This is a genomic window from Rhodococcus sp. 05-340-2 (assembly GCF_002258915.1).
Classification (GTDB): Bacteria; Actinomycetota; Actinomycetes; order Mycobacteriales; family Mycobacteriaceae; genus Rhodococcoides.
In genome coordinates this window covers 41,954-62,629 of the sequence record NZ_NOYU01000034.1, presented here as the reverse complement: position 1 = coordinate 62,629, position 20,676 = coordinate 41,954, and the positions used below count along the sequence as shown (strand labels likewise).

The 20,676-nt window shown below is 64.7% G+C and carries 20 protein-coding genes; 5 read left to right on the top strand and 15 right to left on the bottom strand.

The window, feature by feature from the left end; translation table 11 throughout:
• The 5 genes from CH271_RS21050 to CH271_RS21030 form a co-directional block, all read right to left on the bottom strand.
• The gene (locus tag CH271_RS21050) at positions 1-744 is read right to left on the bottom strand and encodes a recombinase (protein WP_230591063.1); all 744 of its coding nucleotides are present in this window, start codon (positions 742-744) and stop codon (positions 1-3) included.
• A gap of 368 nt (positions 745-1,112) precedes the next feature.
• On the bottom strand, positions 1,113-2,279 hold the full coding sequence (locus tag CH271_RS21045) for a site-specific integrase (protein WP_032364181.1): 1,167 nt from the start codon (positions 2,277-2,279) through the stop codon (positions 1,113-1,115).
• 190 nt (positions 2,280-2,469) lie between these two features.
• A complete protein-coding gene (locus CH271_RS21040; protein WP_052047645.1) occupies positions 2,470-3,711 on the bottom strand; it encodes a TniQ family protein in 1,242 nt (413 codons plus the stop codon).
• Positions 3,708-4,673, bottom strand: coding sequence for a TniB family NTP-binding protein (locus CH271_RS21035; protein ID WP_230074848.1), 966 nt, complete (start codon positions 4,671-4,673; stop codon positions 3,708-3,710). Before CH271_RS21035 ends, CH271_RS21040 begins: the two co-directional genes overlap by 4 nt.
• A gap of 4 nt (positions 4,674-4,677) precedes the next feature.
• Positions 4,678-6,360, bottom strand: coding sequence for a Mu transposase C-terminal domain-containing protein (locus CH271_RS21030; RefSeq protein WP_032389201.1), 1,683 nt, complete (start codon positions 6,358-6,360; stop codon positions 4,678-4,680).
• 116 nt (positions 6,361-6,476) lie between these two features.
• Between CH271_RS21030 and CH271_RS21025 the strand changes: the two genes are divergently transcribed.
• Positions 6,477-7,070 carry a recombinase family protein gene (locus CH271_RS21025; protein WP_306437414.1) on the top strand — a complete coding sequence of 198 codons (594 nt, stop codon included), beginning with the start codon at positions 6,477-6,479 and terminating at the stop codon, positions 7,068-7,070.
• 760 nt (positions 7,071-7,830) lie between these two features.
• Here the strand turns inward: CH271_RS21025 and CH271_RS21015 are convergent.
• The 3 genes from CH271_RS21015 to CH271_RS21000 all read right to left on the bottom strand — a co-directional run bounded on the left by CH271_RS21015 (position 7,831) and on the right by CH271_RS21000 (position 9,842).
• A complete protein-coding gene (locus tag CH271_RS21015; RefSeq protein ID WP_032382580.1) occupies positions 7,831-8,304 on the bottom strand; it encodes a hypothetical protein in 474 nt (157 codons plus the stop codon).
• A 78-nt stretch (positions 8,305-8,382) separates the two neighbouring features.
• Positions 8,383-8,784 carry a hypothetical protein gene (locus CH271_RS28965; RefSeq protein WP_057479449.1) on the bottom strand — a complete coding sequence of 134 codons (402 nt, stop codon included), beginning with the start codon at positions 8,782-8,784 and terminating at the stop codon, positions 8,383-8,385.
• 332 nt (positions 8,785-9,116) lie between these two features.
• Positions 9,117-9,842 (bottom strand): YoaK family protein, encoded by a 726-nt coding sequence (locus tag CH271_RS21000; RefSeq protein WP_048320416.1) that lies wholly within the window; start codon positions 9,840-9,842, stop codon positions 9,117-9,119.
• A 348-nt stretch (positions 9,843-10,190) separates the two neighbouring features.
• Between CH271_RS21000 and CH271_RS20995 the strand changes: the two genes are divergently transcribed.
• Positions 10,191-11,219 carry a hypothetical protein gene (locus tag CH271_RS20995; protein ID WP_053068873.1) on the top strand — a complete coding sequence of 343 codons (1,029 nt, stop codon included), beginning with the start codon at positions 10,191-10,193 and terminating at the stop codon, positions 11,217-11,219.
• Between the two features lie 61 nt (positions 11,220-11,280).
• Here the strand turns inward: CH271_RS20995 and CH271_RS20990 are convergent, their stop codons facing one another.
• On the bottom strand, positions 11,281-11,592 hold the full coding sequence (locus CH271_RS20990) for a DUF4229 domain-containing protein (protein WP_008720486.1): 312 nt from the start codon (positions 11,590-11,592) through the stop codon (positions 11,281-11,283).
• A gap of 80 nt (positions 11,593-11,672) precedes the next feature.
• On the opposite strand from CH271_RS20990, the gene CH271_RS20985 reads away from it, so the two are divergent.
• From CH271_RS20985 to CH271_RS20975, 3 genes are all read left to right on the top strand, one after another.
• Entirely contained in the window at positions 11,673-12,464 is a 792-nt protein-coding gene (locus tag CH271_RS20985) for a DUF3105 domain-containing protein (RefSeq protein ID WP_057479448.1), read from the top strand.
• Positions 12,461-13,204 carry a DUF305 domain-containing protein gene (locus CH271_RS20980; RefSeq protein WP_094634702.1) on the top strand — a complete coding sequence of 248 codons (744 nt, stop codon included), beginning with the start codon at positions 12,461-12,463 and terminating at the stop codon, positions 13,202-13,204. Before CH271_RS20985 ends, CH271_RS20980 begins: the two co-directional genes overlap by 4 nt.
• A 270-nt stretch (positions 13,205-13,474) precedes the next feature.
• Complete coding sequence (locus CH271_RS20975) at positions 13,475-14,563, top strand: M23 family metallopeptidase (RefSeq protein ID WP_235581815.1); 1,089 nt, start codon at positions 13,475-13,477, stop codon at positions 14,561-14,563.
• 84 nt (positions 14,564-14,647) lie between these two features.
• Here CH271_RS20975 and CH271_RS20970 read toward each other — a convergent pair whose 3' ends face one another.
• From CH271_RS20970 to CH271_RS20945, 6 genes are all read right to left on the bottom strand, one after another.
• The gene (locus CH271_RS20970; RefSeq protein ID WP_032382576.1) at positions 14,648-15,604 is read right to left on the bottom strand and encodes a cytochrome c oxidase assembly protein; all 957 of its coding nucleotides are present in this window, start codon (positions 15,602-15,604) and stop codon (positions 14,648-14,650) included.
• A gap of 10 nt (positions 15,605-15,614) precedes the next feature.
• A complete protein-coding gene (locus tag CH271_RS20965; RefSeq protein WP_135047285.1) occupies positions 15,615-16,214 on the bottom strand; it encodes a copper resistance CopC family protein in 600 nt (199 codons plus the stop codon).
• Between the two features lie 94 nt (positions 16,215-16,308).
• Positions 16,309-18,081, bottom strand: coding sequence for an aa3-type cytochrome oxidase subunit I (ctaD, locus tag CH271_RS20960; protein WP_052054829.1), 1,773 nt, complete (start codon positions 18,079-18,081; stop codon positions 16,309-16,311).
• 86 nt (positions 18,082-18,167) lie between these two features.
• Positions 18,168-19,124, bottom strand: coding sequence for a M56 family metallopeptidase (locus CH271_RS20955; RefSeq protein ID WP_094634700.1), 957 nt, complete (start codon positions 19,122-19,124; stop codon positions 18,168-18,170).
• The gene (locus CH271_RS20950; protein ID WP_057479441.1) at positions 19,121-19,474 is read right to left on the bottom strand and encodes a BlaI/MecI/CopY family transcriptional regulator; all 354 of its coding nucleotides are present in this window, start codon (positions 19,472-19,474) and stop codon (positions 19,121-19,123) included. The genes CH271_RS20955 and CH271_RS20950 overlap by 4 nt, the downstream gene beginning before the upstream one ends.
• Before the next feature lie 24 nt (positions 19,475-19,498).
• Positions 19,499-20,296: a M23 family metallopeptidase gene (locus tag CH271_RS20945; RefSeq protein WP_094634732.1), complete on the bottom strand. Its 798-nt coding sequence runs from the start codon at positions 20,294-20,296 to the stop codon at positions 19,499-19,501.
• Between the last annotated feature and the right edge of the window lie 380 nt (positions 20,297-20,676).

Sequence of the window (20,676 nt, the reverse complement as noted above, 5' to 3'; positions counted from 1 at the left end):
TCACTCGACGGTGTCGGCCGGCACGCGTGCGGTCTCCGATTCGAGAAAGTCGACGAGAGCTTCCAACAGGCTGTCCGCGCGGGTTTCGACATCGGCCAGGACAGAGTCCACGTCGTCGAGAAGACCGTGGGCGTGTCTACGCGCAAGCGTTCCGCGTTCGTAGTAGCCGGGGTCGAGTAGAACCCGCGGTACTGGATCCGGTGCCGCGATCTGCTCCGGATGTTGTGACCGCGCAGTGGGCTGCAGGTGGGTGGGTGCCCTTCCGTCCCAGTGCATTCGCACGATGCCCGCTACCGCACGGGCGGTCAGCGGGGTCGCAGCCAACGGGGTGTGGCCCCACCGGTCGATCGCAGTCGACAGCGGATGTTGACCGGCCGGGTCGAAATACCGGTCGTATCCGCCGAGCCCGGTGCCGTCCACGGCATCGAAAGCGTCGGCGAGCATTCGGGTGCTCGGATACCGGGCCTGATGGCCGAGCACCTCACACCAGCGCTGGTACACCGTGCGCGGAGAAATGCCCGTCCCCGCCAGCGCGAGGGAGGTGAGGGTATGAACGCCGCGGCCTGTCTCGATGCGAAGGGCGTCGAGACCCGCATCGGCGGTGACATCGCATGCCCGCAGGGCCGCGATCTGCGTGTACGGCAGACCTGTCGTAGCGAGCGTGAGGATCAGCGCGTCTCTGCGCGCGAACAACGCTGACGGCCAACCGTATTCGGGGAGTCGGGCGATGATTCCGCCGATCACGGCTGCCACCTCCTGCAGGCGCGACGTGCGGGCCCCATCCAGCGCAGCCCGGACGGTCTCAGCGCGCCCTGGAGGAGGTAATAGATGCCGATGATGAGCGGAGTCGATCACCGCGATCCGGCGGCGTTGGGTCGTCGGCGCGGCGGGGTGCGCATACAGGAACCGAGCAAGTGACTCAGGAGAGGCCGCCAATGGGGGTTCGCCATGGGCGGTGCACCAGTCCTCGAACAGTGACCACGTGTGCCGATCCCGCCTCGGTATCGACGTGTTCGTGATGTCCGATGCACGTATCGGACAAGGGCGGTCGTCGTGGTCAGCATCTACCCCTGTCGTCCCGTCGCCGCTCACTGGTTCGGTCGGGTGCCTGGTCATAGGCCGAGCTCGGTGACGGCGTTGCCGACCAGTGGCGCATTCTCGTGAGCGTATGTTTCGACCATTGCGGGTGTGGTGTGCCCGGTTTGGCGCATGATCGCATGCGCGTCGGCACCGTTGCGGAAGGCCTGCGTGACGAAGCCGGAACGGAGGGAATGCCCGCCGAGCTGGGCGACGGTGTCGGGGCCGTATCCAGCTCGAGTAGCGCGGCGGCGGATCGCCGCGTGCACCGCGGCTCCGGACAGGGCTGTGTCGGAGAGGTTGCCGTTCTTGCGGACGGACCGAAACAGAGGGGACCGTTTCTCGACTACAGGAAGGGTGCCGCGGCAGATATGGGAGTCGAATTCCACTGCGCGGGAAAGTATTCGGATGACAGCAACTCTGCCGCCGGTGTCGAACGCTGCGACGATCTGCAGCCATCGCACCCACGCGCAGACCGGACATGACTCGTGGCGGTCGGTGAACGGGAGTGCTTTCACGGTTCCGGTGCCGTCCTGGTCGGTCTTCGATTTGCGGATACGTACGTGCGCGCCGTCGAGGCGGTCGCGGTGGACATCGCGGCATTCGAGCGCTACGAGTTCGCTGCGGCGGAATGCGCCGGTGTAGCCCATCAGGAGCAGCGCAGTGTCGCGGCGTTCGAGGACCTCCGACGCCCACCCGGCCCCACCTCGACGCGCGTAATCGACGATCGTAGTGATGTCGGAGGTCAGCAGCGGTGCGCGCGGGTTACGGGGCCGCTCCCCCGCAGACGCGTAATCCCGCCGAATACCCGAGAGAGTGGCGCGCACCATCTCGTGCCCGCACGGGTTGTCGTAGCCGGTAGCGCGGTGGCGGTCCGCGACCGCCGCGATCCATTTGCCGAACGTCGACGGCGCATACGCCCGCGTCCCGTCGACGGTGAGCGTGTCGGCAGCCGCAACGAGATAGGCCGCCACCGTAGCGGGATGCGCCGGCAACGCGTGGTGCCCGGCGACGGTGCACCAGGTCTCGAAGCGTCGCCACGCCGAATCGTAGGCGCGGCGGGTAGCACCGGACCGTGCCGACGCCATCGACCGTTCGATCCGAGCGGCGACCTCGCCCGACAGGTCCGGAAACACCTCCGCACTCCTCACCGGGACGACTGAATCCGTGTCCAGGACCTCACCTAGCTGCCGATCTGCCATGACAGGGACTGTAGCGAGCACCCCCGACAGCTCTTTCGAGTTGAAACGCGCTGAGCAGGGATTTAGACGAAGACGGTGCGGGAACGGAAATTCTCGTCGGTCACCGCACACAGACCGTGGGTGACTACAGGAGGCGATTGATTCCCGCGTAAAAGCGGGCGTAGAAAAACGTGGGGTGATCATGCGCGCTTCAGTCCCAGTCCAGTCGGATGCCGAGCTCGACGAAGGCATAGGCCAGCTCATCGATGTCTTCTTCGGTGCGGCAACCCGTTCTCGCCAATCCGAACAGAGATCGGGCGGCGTCGCTGTCGACGCGGGCGGCGGCGACAGCGGCATCGATCGCCGCAATCACACCGTCCCAAGCGCTGCGGGCGGGTACCGGACTGCGAGACCTTGTCGGAGCGGTCCCCGGATCGACCGGCTCGTACCGTCGCGGCCGCAGCAAGCAGGCATCAGCACCGCTCGCGGCCATCTCATCGTTCTCCACCGCGATGATCGCGGTCGCGGCGGCAAACAAAACCTTCGCTTGCTCGTCCCACCGCAGTTGCTCGAACGGAACCCATGATGTCCGGAGCGGGCGAGAATGGCCGGTGGACTTCCAGATCGCGCTCAGTGGCTTCGCCCACCATCCGGTGCGGACCAGCGGCGTCGATACCTCGTCGACGACGGTACGCAGCAGCCTGAACCACACTGCGGCATGAACACGGCCCGCGCCGAGCTCGACCGACCCGCTCGTCAATGCGGCGGCGGTGCGCCGGTCGATTTCTGCGACGACTGCCGGTACCGGTATCGGTGATGCGTGATCGTCCGAGCCTGCTGGTGTCCTCTCCCAGAAGACCAGCCTGCCGGGTACGACACTGCAGAATTCCAGTCGACAGTGATGTTTCGTGCAGCTGGTCAGCATCGGGTACTGATGAGCCATCATGACCGCGATATCGGCGTCTGTGTCGAGGTCGTCGATACACAAGGGACATGCCCGCGTATCGAGCTTGCTCACCCAGGGAAGCCACATGCCGGCGGGCGGTGCGCGTCGACGTCGATCTGCCATCGCCAGACCCGCCGGTAGTAGGACAGAGAACTGATGGGCGTAGGTGTCGAAGTCACATTCGGCGGGGTCGGTGCTGTCGAGGAGCCAGGGCGTGCACCCCGCTAGCGTCATCTCACGCAGCCGTTCCGCCGCACAGGTGCTCCTCTGGGCGAGGGCGTCCAGCACCGGCTCGGGTGTGTAGCGGTCCAGGTCCACGCCCGGACTCTCGAAGCCGAGCCCGTCGAGAAGGTCCGCTGTATTGATCAACGAATACAGTGCGCTGGTCCGGGCCAGCCACGACATCAGAGTCTCACCAGGTAGTGGTTGCGGGTGAAGGGGCCACCGCGGATACGCACTGTGGGCGAGCGCTGTGTGCGCTGCAGGGGCATCGGATGGAATTGTCATGCCAGGTGCCGCTCGAAGTGGCGGCGGCGTTCGGTAGGCCCGGAGTAGACGGTCTGCGTCAACACCTGTGAGGTGATCGCTTCCTCTCCGGCCTCTAATGCGGTCACTGCGGCCGCGGTCAACAGCGTGGCCAGTTCGCCGATGGTGCCCTCACACCGGGTGAGGAGGTAGTCGGTCATCTCCGCCGATGTCAGATGCGAGGGCGCACGCAATGGGAAGCTGGCGGTGAAACTCGCCAGCAGGGAGCGGGTGTCGGTGTCGTTGGTCCAGATCGGCAGCGTCATGGGGTGAAAACGGTTCTCCAACTGCCCATCGCTGCGGATAGCGAGGTACGCCTCTCGGGTACCGACTCCGACGAGAGGGATCCGCAGCTCGTTGCCAAGAAACCGCAACAGGTTCAGAAATTCTCGGCGCACGTTGTCGCGGCCGGCAAGAACATTGTGGAGCTCGTCGATGATCAGCATCCGCACCCCGGTCGCTCGCAGCAGCGTAACCGCTTGCTGTTCGAGTTCGTGAACGCGGCTTCGCGGGCGCATCGGCGTTCCGAGTGCCGCGAGCATCGCCAGGTAGAACCGTCCGGGTGCTGGGTCCGGGGGCATCTGCATACACAGCACCGGTATCTGCTCACGGTCGGGCAAGGTGACCGCAGGGTGCGCACGCCGGAACTTCTCGATGATCATCGACTTGCCGTTGTTCGTCGGTCCGATCAGAAGCAGGTTCGGCATTCGTTGCCGATCCGGCCACCCCAGCAACGTCTCGAGGTGCTCGATCACCGACCGTGCACGCGGATACCCGATCCACCGTTCCGTGCGAATGTGCCTGATGCGTTGCGCGGCAGGGAGAACCGCGATCGGTCTGACCGAACTGCGCAGATGGTTGAGGTCCGCACTACCGGGGTCGATGTCTTGGCAGCTACGGTCGTCGCCGTCGCCTGCGGGCGTGATTCGGGGGTCGTTGTTCACCGTTTCACCATTCTTCGATGTCGTCGAAGATCGGAACCGACACGTCGTCGGTGCCTGGGCCAAGCTCGGGCGGGCCCATCGCGTTCGGTGATGTCACGACGCTGCTCAGGTGCGCACGACGACTGCGGTTACGTCGAGCCCGTCTGGTGTCCTTCTGCGCCGATGTTGCGATCTCTCGCATCTTGTCGATCATCGAGAACAAGGCGTGTTCGTCGATATGTGCTCGGCCGTGTTCGCGCAGTCGTGTCACTGCTGCGCGATGTTCCCACAAGGTCACCGCTGGATGTGACATCGTTCGATACGGCACCTCGATGTATCCGCCGCCGCTGTCGGGGTCCAGGACCCACACCCTGCTCAGATCTCGTGGGTCCCGGCGGATCACAAACTGGCCCAGGGTCTCTCGTCGGGCGATCCACGGTTTCAGAGCGTTCGCGAAGTACTGGATGTGGTCGATGACGAACCCCGTCCGCGTCAGGCGACGGCGGATGACGGGAAGGAAGTCCACCAGGAATGCGGTCTCGTCCACCACCGTCGAGCTCGCCAGAGCACTGTCAGCGTCGGTGCTGCTGGTCCACCGCGCAGCCGGGCTCTGCCGGAGGCCGGTGTGCACCTCTGCGTGATACGCCGCGACCGCCAGGACCAGCCAGCGTTCCAGTTCTCGTAACGTCAACGCCGCCTTACTATCCGAGTCGTAGCTGCCCCGCTGAGTTGGGTTCGAGAATGTGGTGCCGGGGAGTTCGTGGACCTGGGTCATGACGGTGCCGATGATGCGTTCGACGATCCCGCCGTAATGCGGCCTGCCGGGTGGGCGGTAGCCGAGGTCGATGCCGTGTTGCTCGCAACCGCGCTGGAGCGCTTCACTTTTGAACTCGGAAGCGTTGTCGATGTACAGGCGGTGCGGCTTTCCGGCCATCGGCCACCGCACATCCGCGCCGAGGCCCAGAGAGTCGATCCATACGCTTTTGTCCGAGCACACCCGGCCCAGACACAACCCGACCGACACTGCGGACGGCGGATCGAGAGTTACCACGAACCCAGGTATGCAGCGGCTGAGGACATCGATGGCAATCGTGAGATAAGGACGTCCGATCGGCGCCCGGTCGTATTCGTCGACGATCATCAGATCGACCACGGTGTGATCGATCTGTACTTGCTGGAGAACGGCCGTCACCGGCGGCGGGACATCGCCCGCGGATTGCCGCGACCTGGCGGCGTCCGGTCCGCCACGTGAGCGTGCGACACGGCCCGGGTGCATTGCTGCGATCCGGGCATTGACTGTGTTGCGGGCTGGGATCGGGAGTCCGGCGCGGTGACAGGCCTGCGCGATACGACGATGTAGTGCAGCGACACTGAGTTTCTGACGAGCCAGGAATTCACGGTTGATGTGCTCGGTGATCACGTCTTCCACCTCGTCTGGCACGCGGGAGCGTCCACGTCCGCCTGCGGGCGCGGAGACCAGTAGATCGGTAACCGCCCCTTCCCCATTCCGGAGTATGGACAGCAGCGCGTACACCCGCCGGGGCGAGACACTCAACTGTTGCGCTGCATCCTCGACCGCGGAGGTACCGATCGCGGATCGATTCATCAGCTCGTTGAGCACTGCGAACCGTGCCCGTGCCTGCTCCCACTGCTCGGCCGACGCGGTCAAGACACCAGCCTCGACGACGTCGAACTTCTCCGCATCCATTGCAGCCTCCGAACACCCGACCCAGGTGACCGATTGTGCAGTCCACTTCTGCACTCAGAATGTCAGAAGACCACTGCAATCGGAGGTGAAACCCCAGGAAAACATGACGCCCACTTCTGAAACTGACATACGGATACGCCAGGGTCTCAACCGCCGAACAGAACCTCGACCTACAGAGCGACGCCCTGAGCGCCTTCGGCTGCGAACGCATCTTCACCGACACCGCGAGCGGATCCACCACCACCCGGCCGGCACTGACCGAACTCCTCGACGTCCTTCTGCCCGGCGACGTGCTCGCCGTCTGGCGACTCGACCGACTCGGCCGCAACCTCCCACATCTCATCGAACTCATCGCAGACCTGAAAACCAGGGGAGTGGCGTTCGCGTCGGTCACCGAACAGATCGACACCACCACCGCCGGCGGAGAACTCACCTTCCACATCTTCGGGGCCCTCGCCAGCTTCGAGCGCCAACTACTCCGCGAACGCACCCACGCCGGCCTCGCAGCAGCCCGCGAACGAGGAAAGGTCGGCGGCCGCCCACCTGCACTCACGGTTACGAAGAAGCGGGAGGCAACGCGAATGCGGAACCAAGGCAACACAATCGGTGACATCGCCGACGCACTCGGGGTCAGCAAACGCACCCTCTATCGCCACTTCGAGAAAGCCGCACACCAAAGCCGGACTGGAGTTTCCAATGACGCCCACTGAGATTGCAGTGTGTTCCCTGATAGTTGCTGTCATCTCACTGGTGGCAACAGTCAGCTTTCAAGTGCACAACGTCCGCAAATCGCGGAGAGAAGTACGCGAAAGAATGCAGCGACACGTCGAAGCTGTGACCGTCTCACCGACGCACATCCAGAGCGCGGGCGAAGGCGTCGTGCGAGCCCAGAGCAGCGTCACAAACCACGGGGACAGACCTATCACGGCCGTAACCTTGTGGGTCGATAGTCAGTACGTCAAGCCTGGTCAAACGCCTTTCACTGGCGCACACACCGTCGAACCCGGAGCGACTCTGAACTACGACGAACTCCTTCTCGCGGAGCCCGATCCCTACCCGGTCGACGGTAACGACAAACTCAGAGCGAACGTCGGCTTCACCGACTCGGACGGCTACGCATGGCAGAAGTGGGCCGATGGGCACTTCCAAAGCCCACTCTGGGTTGGACCGTATCGAGGTCGACTACCCAAACGGCTTATGCGTGTTCCGCTCGTGGCGAAGGCCGAACTCAGGTGGCGGCGACGCCGGCACCGACCACCGACCCGGCAGCAGAGGCCTCCGCATCGGCCGACGGGAACGTGAGCGGTCGACGCTGACGTTACCGCCCACCAGAAAGAGGCTGCCCCTCCACTCGCTATCGAACGAATGCGCGAGAAGTGTTGTGTAGAGGCACATATGGAGTGCGTACTTGATGTGGGACGGTGCGTCTGAGAGGCGTTGCGTCCCCGGCATGCCGGGTACCCGTAGCGGTCAGTCCAGTCTTCCGAAATCCACCCCATTGTCGTCTTCCGACTTGGGCTTCTCGTCGAACGAGTACGCGGCTGGGCCGCGAGATCCCGAACGAAACGGCGAGATTTTGTGGGTATGAGACCCCGCTGTGACGATGATGGTCTTCGGGGTGCTCACCCATTCGATGACCGTCACCGGACCCATTCTCAGCACCGCGAGCTCCTCGCCGTCGACGGCATGCGCTTTCACCCCGACTGCGGGCGGCAAAGAAGTGATCAGAACCCACCAGGTAGGTCCAGGTGCGTCACCGGGCCACACCTGCTGTTTCAGCTCGAAGGGAAACGACTCCGGGTCGGTCGTCGAAAGGTCGGTCGTAGAGCCCCAATCCAGGTCACTGTCGACGGCAGCGGCCGGCACCACGCGCATCGTGTCGTCGTCACTGCGGTACTGCGCGACGAGTCCGGACGCAGGGAGGAGCAACGTGTAGTCGGCCATCTGAACCAGTTCTCCATCCGAAGGTCATGCACAGGTGTGGGATGCGACCACGATCTTGTCGCATCCCACACCTGATTGCTAGAACGAGTGGTCCCCACCGAGTGAGTCGCCGGACAAATGGTCCGCCGGCCGGAACCGGTAGATCGTCGCCTGGCCGGCGGGCGGGCCGTCCCGGTGCGCGACGGGGCTACGCACGTAGAAGTACCAGAAGCCCTGCTGGCCTTGGATGCTCACGCTGACTTCGGCGCGAGCATTGTGGTCGTAGTTGTCGTTGTCGCGCAGAACCGCGCGGCTGGCGCACGAGCAGGACCGCAATCCACCCGGGGCAACCGAACTCTGGTTGCTGTAGATCTTGAAGTCGAGCTCGCTGCCGGCGTCGACGACTCCCTCTGCGCCATTCCACAACGACACCAGGAAGAACGCCGACGTCGTCCTCACCGACGGCCTGATCTGGAACTTCGCCGACGCACACGCGATCATGCGTCAAACCGGACACGCCACCCCGGGCCTGGTCGAAATCTATGCCCGCGAGAACGCTCCGCTCGTCGGCAACGCCGTCACCGAACTCGGTCCGTGACGGCCGAGCGCAACTCCATCCGATGCAACTAACGGCATCGCTGACGCGTGGCATCGAGATCAGGACCAAGTGAGAAATGATGTGTATCGAGCCGAGCATCCTCTCCACACGTCCGAACCGATCGGTTCACGTTGCGCCAGTGTTACGTCGGTCGAGTCCGGGCGGGTTCAACCGGTTCGAGCAGAACAGTCTCGGGAGTGCGGACCCGTAGATTTTCGCCGGACGGGAAGAGGGCCTATCCCCACAGGGATCGTCGCTCGGTGTGGGTGAAGGTGAAGATGGTTGCCAGCAGGCTGATGGCTGCGGTAACCAGGAGTACTTGAGGTCCGGTGATCACGACACCGATCAGAGCCCCGGCTGCACCTCCGGCTGCGAAGGAGCCGAGAAGCATTGCGTAGCAAAGCCAGTCGAGGTAGGTACCGCCTCCCAGTAGGTGTCTCTCGATCCCTTGGCCCAGTTTGACGACGGTGCCGGTGACGTAGCTCAGGGGAATGTAGGTTTCTTCTCGTTTCGTGAATGCAGTGTTCAGCGCGCCGAGGGCGAACGCAACCAACAAAATGGGATAAAAATCTACGCCGTCGGACGACCAGCCGGAAACTCCGATGTCGATGAGTCCTGCCACGGCGAGCGCGATGGTCGTGACAACCGTTGCTCCGTGCGGGTGATTTGACCAGTATCGGCGGCGGCAGATCGACGCGATCACCACTCCCGCCAGAAAGGCACCCATCAACGCCAGTGCGGCCCACGGCGATGCGCCGGGTGCAACGGGCTTTCCTTCCGGACTGCCGAAATGGCCGATGACGGCGCGTTCGGTGTTGCCGGTCATGAACGTCACGAAATACCCCGCCGAATGCAGAAATGCGACAGCACCCACCATTCCGGCCAGCGCGGACAGTATCCACGACAGTCGAGCCTCCGCGCCGATGGCTGTTTCGCGGCTGAGCGCCACAAAAGATGTCATGTTTCGAGTCTCCGGGCTGTGGACGGTGCCGCAAGTCGATGAGGTGCAGCTCACTCGGTGGCTCTTCGGTCTTCGTATTCACTTCGGGAGCAATCGAACTGCCGCCTGGCCCTCGCCTGCCGACGACAGTGACAAGCCCACCCAGGGGTGTGATTTGCGTGCTCACGCAACACGAACTCGCCGCCCAACCGCGCGTGGTCAGTTCCATCCCTGGGCATGTTCGGCGGTTCAATATTGCGCCAGACCGGCGCAGCACCCCCGGGGATGGTCGGAATCTGCTCTGGCGGGAAACGAGTTTTGAGTGTTTCGACTCAGCGGTGTCGGTGCAGGTGGGTAGCGTCATTGACCGTGTCGCCCGAACGCAGCGCTACTCCGCCGAGCGGTTACCGCTACGAGTGGTCACTGTTTGCCGACTGGTGCGCCGCAACCGACGTCGAGCCACTCCCTGCCTCGGCTATGACGTTGGCGCAGTTCCTGACCGGTAATCCAGCCAGTGATCCTGTGCAGCTCCGCAGGGTCGCCGCGATCAACCGCCGACATCTCGATGCCGGTCACACCCCGCCCGGGCGTGCGGCAGCGCTGCGTATGGCGCTCGACTCCGGACGGACCGCACGCGTGGCACGTCGCGCCGAACACTACCGGGAACTGGCCACAGCGCTGCCCTTCCTGGGATCGACGCAGGCGCTGTTCGGCCGCAGGGACGCAGTTCTACTTCTGCTGTCCGGAGCTGGCCTGTCGCACAGAGCTATTGCGTCGCTCGATCGCTCGGACATCGCAGTCGACGGCGATGGTGTGTGGATCGATGGGCGGCACAGTATCTGGATCGCAGCCGATGAGTCGGAAGGCTTCAACCCCGCCGAGATCTGGGAACGCTGGCGTACTGTCCTGCGGTTCTCGGATCGCTACCCCTCGACGGCACTACTCACAGAGCACGTACAGGGGGACACTTTTCCCGATATGTCCAGGTGGCCGGTGCGTCCAGGCCCCGTCGCCGTTCCGATCGACCGGTGGGGTCACATGCCGTTCCCCGCCGACCCGATGACCCCGGCAGCGGTCGGGGCGGTCATCGCTGCTCACCGCTCCGGGCGACCGCCCCGGCACGACCCGCGCCCGCCCCTGTCGTGGCGACGCGGTCGTGGCGAGCGGGAAACGGACGTGACCGTCCCACCACCGCACCCGGTGTCAGCTGCACCAGGCTCGGACTACTACCGAATCGGTGTCGAAGCCCGCGGCCGTGCCCACGCCGCTCTGGCTGATGTGCCTGACCTCGTCGACGATCTCGAGTATCGAATCGAGGCTCTGATGCACCGCACCCTGGAACTACTAGACATCGAGCCGGACGCCGAAGCACCCATCGAGTGGGTTGGCGAACAGTGACCGACACGGACGATCCGCCAACGCCAACGCCAACGCCAACGCCGAAGTCCGTACGCCGACGTCACGGTTTGTCGGTGCCGGGTCGTCCCGCCGCGGGGCCTCGTTTCTTGATCGAGCGCGTGCGATCGACTGCTTCGATGTCCGCATTGATGGTTCGGCGAAGCTTCCTCAGGGTCAGTGCCGACAGCGGCAGGCTTGCTGCAAGTGCGCCAAGAAGAACCAACACGAAGGAAATGTCAAGGCTCGTCAGCGCGTCGACGGCCAAAAGTACTCCTGCGGCGACACACACGAAGAGCAGGCGTGCACCGTTGTACGCCAGTACATGAAGGGCAAGCTGCCCGCGAGCAGTTGAGGGTGCGCGGAACACCGGCATGGGCCGTCCTGTCGTGCGTAGGGACTTTCTTGGACCTTCCATCAAATACTATGGTGCATAGTATTTGACGGAGGAGCAATATGAACAGCAGCAGAAACCCCGCCCGAGGCCGACGGAGCTCGACTCGGCGATCACGCCCAGCCGGAGTGCCCGGGGGCGTACGCGCTCCCTGGACGGTGATCGGCGCGGGTGTCGTCATCGTCGTGCTCGTCGGTGCGATCGGATACAACCTGGCCCCCCGCGTCCTCGAACGCAATCAGGCCGAGCGGTTCGCGCCGACCGCCGACGACCCGGACCCCTCGCGCGGCATCGACGGCGTCGTCGAGGTCGAGTATCCGGCAGCGCGGCACGTCGAACCAGCTCAGAGAGTTGCCTACGATCGGAGTCCGCCGTTCGGCGGCCCTCACGACCAGACCTGGGCGACGTGTACCGGAGTGGTGTACCCCGTCCCGCTACGCAGCGAGAACGCGGTTCATTCGCTCGAACACGGGGCGGTGTGGGTGACGTACGACCCGAACCGGGTCTCCTCCGACGAGGTCGGTTCACTCGCCGGGCGGGTCGAGGGCGAGCCCTACACGATGATGTCGCCCTACCCGGGCCTGACGGCACCGATCACGCTGCAGTCGTGGGGTCATCGACTCGAGCTCGACAATGCCTCCGACCGGCGCATCACTCAGTTCGTCGCTGCTCTGCGACAGAACCCCTCGACCCACCCCGAGAGCGGAGCCAGTTGCTCGACCATTCCCGGCGCGTTCGATCCCGACAACCCGCCGCCGTTCGACGCCAGCGAGCCAGGACCGGACGCGGTGCCCCTCGAGGAAGACCCGGCCCTCGACAGTGCGCCAGCGCCGATGGGGGAGGGGAGTCGATGACCGTGCACGGCCGGACCGACGATGCCCAGATCGACGATGCACAGAATGACGCCGCGGAAACGGGACCCAGATCCAGGCCCAGGGCACTGCTCATCGGCTTGGCGGTGACAGCCCTCGTCCTGTCCGGCGTCCTCATCGGCGTACTGCTCACACCGGACGGCGCACGAGTGGCCGTACCCGCATCGGATTCGGTGGATGTGGGTTTCGCGCAGGACATGTCGCTCCATCACAACCAGGCGATCGAGATGTCGGCGATGGCGTTGGGACGCTCGACGGATCCGGTCATCCGGACCCTCGCCTTCGACGTGTTGACCTCGCAGCAGAGCCAAGTCGGCACTATGCAAGGCTGGTTGACACTGTGGGACAGGCCATATCTGCCAGACGGCCCGCCGATGACGTGGATGACCGAGGCCAGCTCGACAGAGGGTCACCCGATGGACATGAGCGCGTCCGCGAACGACAGCGGACAGGACGCGAGGTCGATGCCCGGCATGGCCAGTACCGCCGAGCTGACGGCACTTCGCCGGATGAACGCCGAAGAATTCGACGGCCGGTATCTGCAACTGCTCCGCCGCCACCATCGTGGGGGAATCCCGATGGCAGAGCTGGGAGCGGCGAACGCGACAGTTCCCGCTGTCGCCGCGCTCGCAGGCTCGATCGCCTCGACCCAAACCGCCGAGGTCGGTCAGATCGATGCCCTACTGAGCGCACACGGGGTCTCACCGTTGCCGGAGAGCTGACGCCCATATCGAAATACTATGTTGCATAGTAATAACGATTGGGATGACCCCCATGACCGGCACCGGCACGCATGGAACGGCGTCGAATCGTCGAGTTACTGTGCAATGCACTCACTTTCGACGCCGACGCGATAGGCGAAACAGCGATGAATTCAGTCGAGCGTGTGACAGAAGGGGCTTGTGGTGTCGATGGGACCACGCAACACTGACCCACGGCCGACACGGCATCCACTGCGGTCGCGACCGGCATTCAACGAGAAGGGTGACCACGTGAACAACGCGGGAAAGACGACGCCGAGCGGCGGTCGACGTCGCGCATGCCGAGGTGCGCGGACATACGTGATCGTCGGTGTCGCACTCGGTGCGGTGTTCCTGCACGCCCCGGTAGCCGGAGCGAATCCGGGTCAACCGGCCGCGAAGTCCGGGGACGAGGTCGAAGGTCAGCAGACCGCCGACGCCGTCAGCCGGTTGATCCGCCTGGCCGATCGGGCCGCGACAATCGGTACCGATCCGATCGCGGTGGCAGATCTCGCAGCTTTCGCATCCTCGTCGTGGGCCGCCGCCCAGGCCGGCGGTGTCATCGCGGACACCGCCGGCCCCGTGTCCGCGTCGGCAGGATGCATCGTCGACGCCATCGCCCGAGGAGTGTCGAATGCCCCGGCGCAGTCCCTGTCCTGCCTGGCCCCGTTGGCTACTCTCGACCCACTCCTGGCCCTTCGTATCGCCACATCGCTCCAGGTCGACGCCCTCGACCCCGCGGTCCCGCACGACGGCGACCGAGGGGGGGAACAGGATCCGGTGACGGGCAACACCGGCCGCGATTCGCCCGTGCCAGACACCACTGCGCCTGAGACGAGTGTGCCTGAGACGACTGCGCCCGAAGATTCTGTTCCTGATGCAGCACAGCAGCGAGGTTCCACGTCCGGTGGCTCGGCCACCTCCCGAGGTACTGCGTCTGCTGTCGCACCCAGCGGTGGACTGGTCACCTCGAACTTCGGCACCCGGAGCGGGACACAACACGGCGGTGTCGACATCGCCGACTCACTGGGCTCGCCGATCGTCGCCGCGGCCGACGGGACTGTCATCAGCGCCGGGCCCGCGCAGGGCTTCGGGCTGTGGGTTCGGATCAGACACGACGATGGATCGATCACCACCTACGGGCACAACAACGGAAATTCGGTCACGGTGGGTCAGCGCGTCCGTAAGGGCGATCGGATTGCAGAGGTCGGGAACCGCGGTAATTCGACGGGTCCGCACCTGCATTTCGAGACCACATCTCCCGCGGGGCAGAAGGTCGATCCGCAAGCCTGGCTCGGTGAGCGGGGAGCCAGAATCGGGGCGGGCACACGTGCGCGATGAATGCGCCCGATCGTGCCCTTGCCAGTAAGCGCGATCAGGCGATGAGGTCGCGGCAGTCCCCGAGCGCAGGACGGCCGCGACAGCTCAGGTGCGTTGACTGGTCTCGCTACCGATCTTTTTCAGGAAATCGTTGTAGGCGTTGAGTTCGCTGTACCCGTCCTCTTCGGCGTGCCGGTCCGCGGCAGCCGATTCCTCTTTTTCGTCCCGGTTCCACCGAATACAGAAGATGAGCACGACCAGCAATGCCACCGGCTCACCGTAGGACCACGCCAGCGCTCCGGCGAGCTTCTGATCGGCTACCGGATCGACACCCCAGTCCGGGGGTGGGAAGGCGAATGTGGCCAGCATGGGGGTGCTCGACATCATCAAGATGACACCGAAGAACACATGCAGCGGCATCTCGACGAACAGGTCGAACAAACGGCCCAGATTGCTCTGCCGAACGGGGAGGGGGCCGACGGCGAGCACAGGGATGATGAACAGCAGCCCGCTGGCGAAGAAGAAGATCTCCATCGACACGTGGCCGATGACTGTGACCGCGAGAACATCGAAGATCGACGACAGATACAGGCCGTAGTAACTGAAGAGGAACAGCGGGATCGTCAGACCTGGATGTAGTGCGATGCGCCCGGCGCGGCTCCGCAAACCTGTCAAGGCGGCGATGAGTACCCATCGGCCGACGCCGTAGTGGGAGGTGGCCCGCAGCAGTAGCCGTCCAGGGGAGCCGACCACCAGCAAGGGTGGAACAAGCATCGACAACGTCAGATGCTGGAACATGAACACGCTGAACAGGCTGTAGCCGTAGCGTTCGATCTGCAGTCCGGTCACCAGGACCAGCGCCGCGCAGCCGATGAGGAAGCTGAAACTGCGCCCGCGCGACCATTCGATACCGCGGCGTTGGATCCGAATCAGTCCCCAGCAGTACAGCCCGGCCATCACGATGCCGGCGATCGGCAGGATCGGGAGCGGTGGAAGATCCCAGCTCAGTAGCGCTGCCAGCGTCGGGGGAGCCTGTGGGGGATCGACGGCAGCGATGTTCATCGGCACCCTGTCATTGTTTGTTCTTGCCTCGGATCACCAGGGTCAGGGCGATAGCGGCGAGCGCGATAACCGTGATGCCCACGATGGAGAGCAGCATCATGGTGTTCTGTTTCGGTGGCCGGTCTTCGCTGGCGGAGGGATTGTTGGGATCGTAGGGCTGCGTTGCCGTGGTAGCAGGAGTCGGCGAGGTCGAGGTCGCACCGCTCTGCGATTGCTGTGCAGCGGCGTCCTGAGGGGTGGCGGTCGCCGCAACGTCGACGGAGAAACCGTACGACCCGGTGATCGGGTGCCCGTCCGCGGAGGTGACACGGTAGCCGACGGTGTACTCCCCGTTGGGGAGTCCGTCCTGGAGCAGGACCGATACGTCGGGGCCCTCGACCGTGGCCGTTCCCTGTGCCCACTGAGTGTCGCCAGGACCCACGACGCTGATGGTCGCGAACGATTCGTTGATGTCCTGGTTGAACACCAGACCGACACCGATCGGCGCGAACTCGAGTGTGGCATCGGCGGGCGGGTCGGAGCTGACCAGCTCACTGTGCGCCGACGCCGGCGCTGCAGCGAACAATGCTGTCCCGCAGATCATCACAGCGATCAGCATCAGACGTCTCACGTGGGGTACTCCTCTGTATCGAGCCCGACCCAACAACTACGGGACATAGTAGTAGGGAGGGCGGTTTAGCGGTGGGTCACTTCTGCGGCGATGGTTATTTCACCGGGTCCGGCGGATCGGATCGTTCACGGCCGGCGATGGCTTCGGTGATCACTTCCGAGGGCGCGATCGAATCCGAGTGCGGGCCACCGACGTGCTGCTCGGCGCGGATGCGTTCGACCATGTGCGGATAGTGAAGCTCGAACGCCGGCCGCTCGGAGCGGATTCGGGGCATCTCGGTGAAGTTGTGCCGCGGTGGTGGGCAACTGGTCGCCCACTCGAGGGAGTTACCGAATCCCCAGGGGTCGTCGACGGTGACCACTTCGCCGTAGCGGTAGCTCTTGAAGACGTTCCAGATGAACGGCAGCGTCGAGGCTCCGAGAACGAACGATCCCACGGTCGAGACCTGGTTGAGGGTGGTGAACCCGTCGGACGGGAGATAGTCGGCGTAGCGGCGCGGCATTCCTTGCGCTCCGAGCCAGTGCTGAACGAGGAAGGTGGCGTGGAATCCGAGGAACGTCATCCAGAAATGCCACTTGCCCAGTCGTTCGTCGAGCATGCGGCCGGTCATCTTCGGGAACCAGAAGTAGATCCCCGCATAGGTCGCGAACACGACCGTTCCGAAGACGACGTAGTGGAAGTGCGCGACGACGAAATAGGTGTCGGTGACGTTGAAATCGATGGGCGGGCTCGCCAGGAGCACTCCGGACAATCCGCCGAAGACGAACGTGATCAGGAATCCGATGGAGAAGAGCATGGGGGATTCGAGGGTGACCTGCCCGCGCCACATGGTGCCGATCCAGTTGAAGATCTTCACCCCGGTCGGCACGGCGATGAGGAAGGTCATGAACGAGAAGAACGGCAGCAGCACGGCGCCGGTGGCATACATGTGGTGCGCCCACACCGCGATGGACAGAGCTGCGATGCCGACGGTGGCGTAGATCAGACCCTTGTACCCGAAGATGGGTTTGCGGGAGAAGACCGGGAAGATCTCCGAGACGATGCCGAAGAACGGTAGCGCGATGATGTAGACCTCGGGGTGACCGAAGAACCAGAACAGGTGCTGCCAGAGCAACGCTCCGCCGTTGGCGGGATCGAAGATGTGGGTGCCGAGTTTACGGTCGGCGAGCAGGCCCATCAGTGCTGCGGTCAGCAGTGGGAACGCCAGCAGGATCAGGATCGAGGTCACCAGGATGTTCCAGGTGAAGATCGGCATGCGGAACATCGTCATTCCCGGTGCGCGCAGGCACACCACGGTGGTGACCATGTTGACCCCGCCCAGGATGGTGCCCAGGCCTGCGACGAGCAAGCCCACGATCCACAGGTCGGATCCAATACCGGGGGAGTAGACGGCGCTGCTCAACGGGGTGTACGCGGTCCAGCCGAAGTCGGCGGCACCGCCGGGGCTGATGAACCCGGCGGTGGTGACCAGTGCGCCGAACAGATAGAGCCAGTAGGAGAAGGCATTGAGCCGGGGGAAGGCGACATCGGGTGCGCCGATCTGCAGCGGCAAGATGTAGTTGCCGAAGCCGAAGACGATCGGGGTGGCGTAGAGCAGCAGCATGATCGTGCCGTGCATGGTGAAGAGCTGGTTGTACTGCTCGTTGGAGAGGAACTGCATTCCCGGAACGGCGAGTTCGGAGCGCATGATCAAGGCCATGAGGCCGCCGACGAGGAAGAATCCGAACGAGGTCACCAGGTACATCAATCCGATGACCTTCGGATCGGTGGTGGTGACCATCGTGTGCAGGAACGACCCCTTGCGTGCCCCGCGGGGTGGATAGGGGCGAACCGCCGGCGCAGCCGGAGGAGATGTCAGCGCCGTCATGGAACCACCTTCGAATCGCACGCGAATTACAGGACGCGTCCGACAGCCTAGCTCAAATACTATGCACCATAGTATTTAGGGGTGGTTCAAGTCAGCAGGACCGCGCACGCTGCGGCGGAGACCGCACTGAGGGTGAGGATTGCAATGGCGGCCGGCACCACGAGCGGCAGCACGGCGGCGGCAGCGTAAGCGCCTGCTCCGGTTCGGCTCGGTGTTTGCGCGCTCGTGTCGAGGTGATGCAACCGCGCGGCGGTCGAGTCCCCGATCAGGCCCAGTGCCCACAGTGGCCGCGCTGAATGCGCCTGCGAGACCGTCGACAGTGCCGAACGCACAGTGTCGGCGCTGGTGACCGCGGCCGCGGTCCGGTCGGCTGCGACCTCGACCAGAACCCGCACCGCTGCAGGTGCTGCGGCGAACAGGGGAACGCGAGGAAGTGCTTTGGCCAGGATCTCGCAGATGTTGACGATGCGGTGGTGTCGCCCGCGCAGGTGGGCACGTTCGTGTGCGATCACAGCTCGCTGTTGATCGGGATCGAGATGGGCGAGCAGGCCTTCGGTGGCCACGACGTAGCCGGGGCGACCGTCGATGCTGTAGGCCAGCGGGAGCGGGTGGTCGAGCCACATGATCGGTTCGGGTCCGGGGTCCGTGCGCGCGACGACGGCGATGACATCGCGGTGATAGTCGCGGACTTTGGACCGGGCTCGAAGCTGACGGCGAGTCGAGCGCAGGACGCGCGCCGACGCCGACGCCGCGAGGACGACCGATGCCCCGGCTACAGCTTCCCCGATCCACGGCTGCGCCGCGTGTTGCAGCGATCCCAGACAGCGGACGGCAAGTTCGACCATGCCCTCGGCGGGCGCATGGCCGGGCCAGAGCAACACGGTCACCGCGGATCCCACGAGAAACAGCACCCCGGCGATGCTGCCGATCCATGCGGTCAAGGCGAGAGTGGGGCTCACGGTGCGGGTGAGAGAGGTCAACGGCTGCGGCAGGGCGACGGCCGCGATGATCGCAGCGAGGAGCAACGCCAGCGCGACGATCACCGGTTCACGTCCGGCAGGTTCCCCCGCAGAGCGTCGAGCTCGTCGTCGGTGACGGTTTTCGCGAAATGCATCAGCACCGCGGCCGAATCGGTACTGGTGTCGAGGATTTCGCGCAGCGCCTGCGAGGTGGCCTCCGCGCGCGACTGCACCGGGGAGTACAGGTACGCGCGTGACTGCTTGGTCCGCTCGACCCACCCCTTCTCGTGGAGATGGGTCACGACGGTCAGGATCGTGGTGTAGGCGGGGTTTCTGTCGGCCATGAGTTCACGCAGGTCGTGGACCGACTGCGGTCCATCGCATTCCCAGAGCACGTTCATCACCTCCGCTTCGAGATCACCGAGCCTTTTCATCGCCAGTTCTTCTTCCTTGTCGTGTCAGCTGATATCGACTCCGCGTGCCGACAGCCACGCCGTCGGGTCGGACTTGGCACCGTCGGGTTGCCACACTTCGTAATGCAGGTGGGGTCCGGTGGATTGGCCTCGGTTGCCTACCGTAGCAATGAGCTCGCCGGCTTTCACGCGTTGACCGGCGGTGACGAGCGCCTGGTCTATGTGGCCGTACACCCCGATCGTGCCGTCGTCCTGACGTATACGCACCCACAGGCCGAACCCTTGCGCCGGACCTGCTTCGATGACCTCGCCGTCGGTCACCGATACGATCGGCGTCCCGATCGTGTTGGCGATGTCGAGTCCGTAATGCGTTGTCCCCCAACGTGGCCCAGAACTGGAGGTCAATGTGCCCGAGACCGGCACCACCGAGAGCGGGCGCCGCGCCTCGGCGTCGCGTGCTGCGCGCTCCGCCGCCCGAACTCCCCCCTCGGCGAGTTGCTCGGTCATGCGCTGCGCGAGTCGGCCGACGTCGAGATCGGGCAACTGCAACACCTGCGGGGGTGAGGCAACGACCGGGCTCGGCGGCAGGACGCCGGCGGGAGGTCGATCGATACTCGCAGCGCTGAGCGCCACACTGTCCTGCGACCCGGTGTTCGGAGCCGTCGCTGCCGCGGAAAGAAAGGCACCGACCGCGACCGACGCAGCGATGGCGCGGCCACCCGGCTTCGGCACCCGGCGGCGATGAAGTCCGCGGCGAGCACTTCGCGACACGGGCTGGACTACATCGCGGTCACCCTCGCTGTGCGTCGTCTCGTCCGGACCGGCCACGTGCGCCGCCCACATCGACGCGGTAGCGCCCGCGCCCGCGGTGTCCCAGGCGTCGCTGACCGCGTGAGCGGTTCCATCCGGTGCGGGCGTCTGCGCCGAGGGCGTGCGCTCGTACTCCGGCAGAGTCTCGGAGTACCCGGCATCGGCGGGCGACTCGGTCACGAAACGTGAGGGTGCGAAGTCGGCCCGTCGATGACGGGGGCGATCGGTGAGCGCCAGCGGCCTGGTGCCGACGGGCATCGACATCACGCCGCCGCGCGCCGTCGCTGCGCAGTCGTCGTCGATCGGATCGGGTGTGCGGTGTCGGGCCAAGATCACAATCCTTGGTGGCTACGAGGCCGAGGCCTCGCTCGAGATAACGAAATGGTGACGGTCAGGCCACAGGTTACTACTAT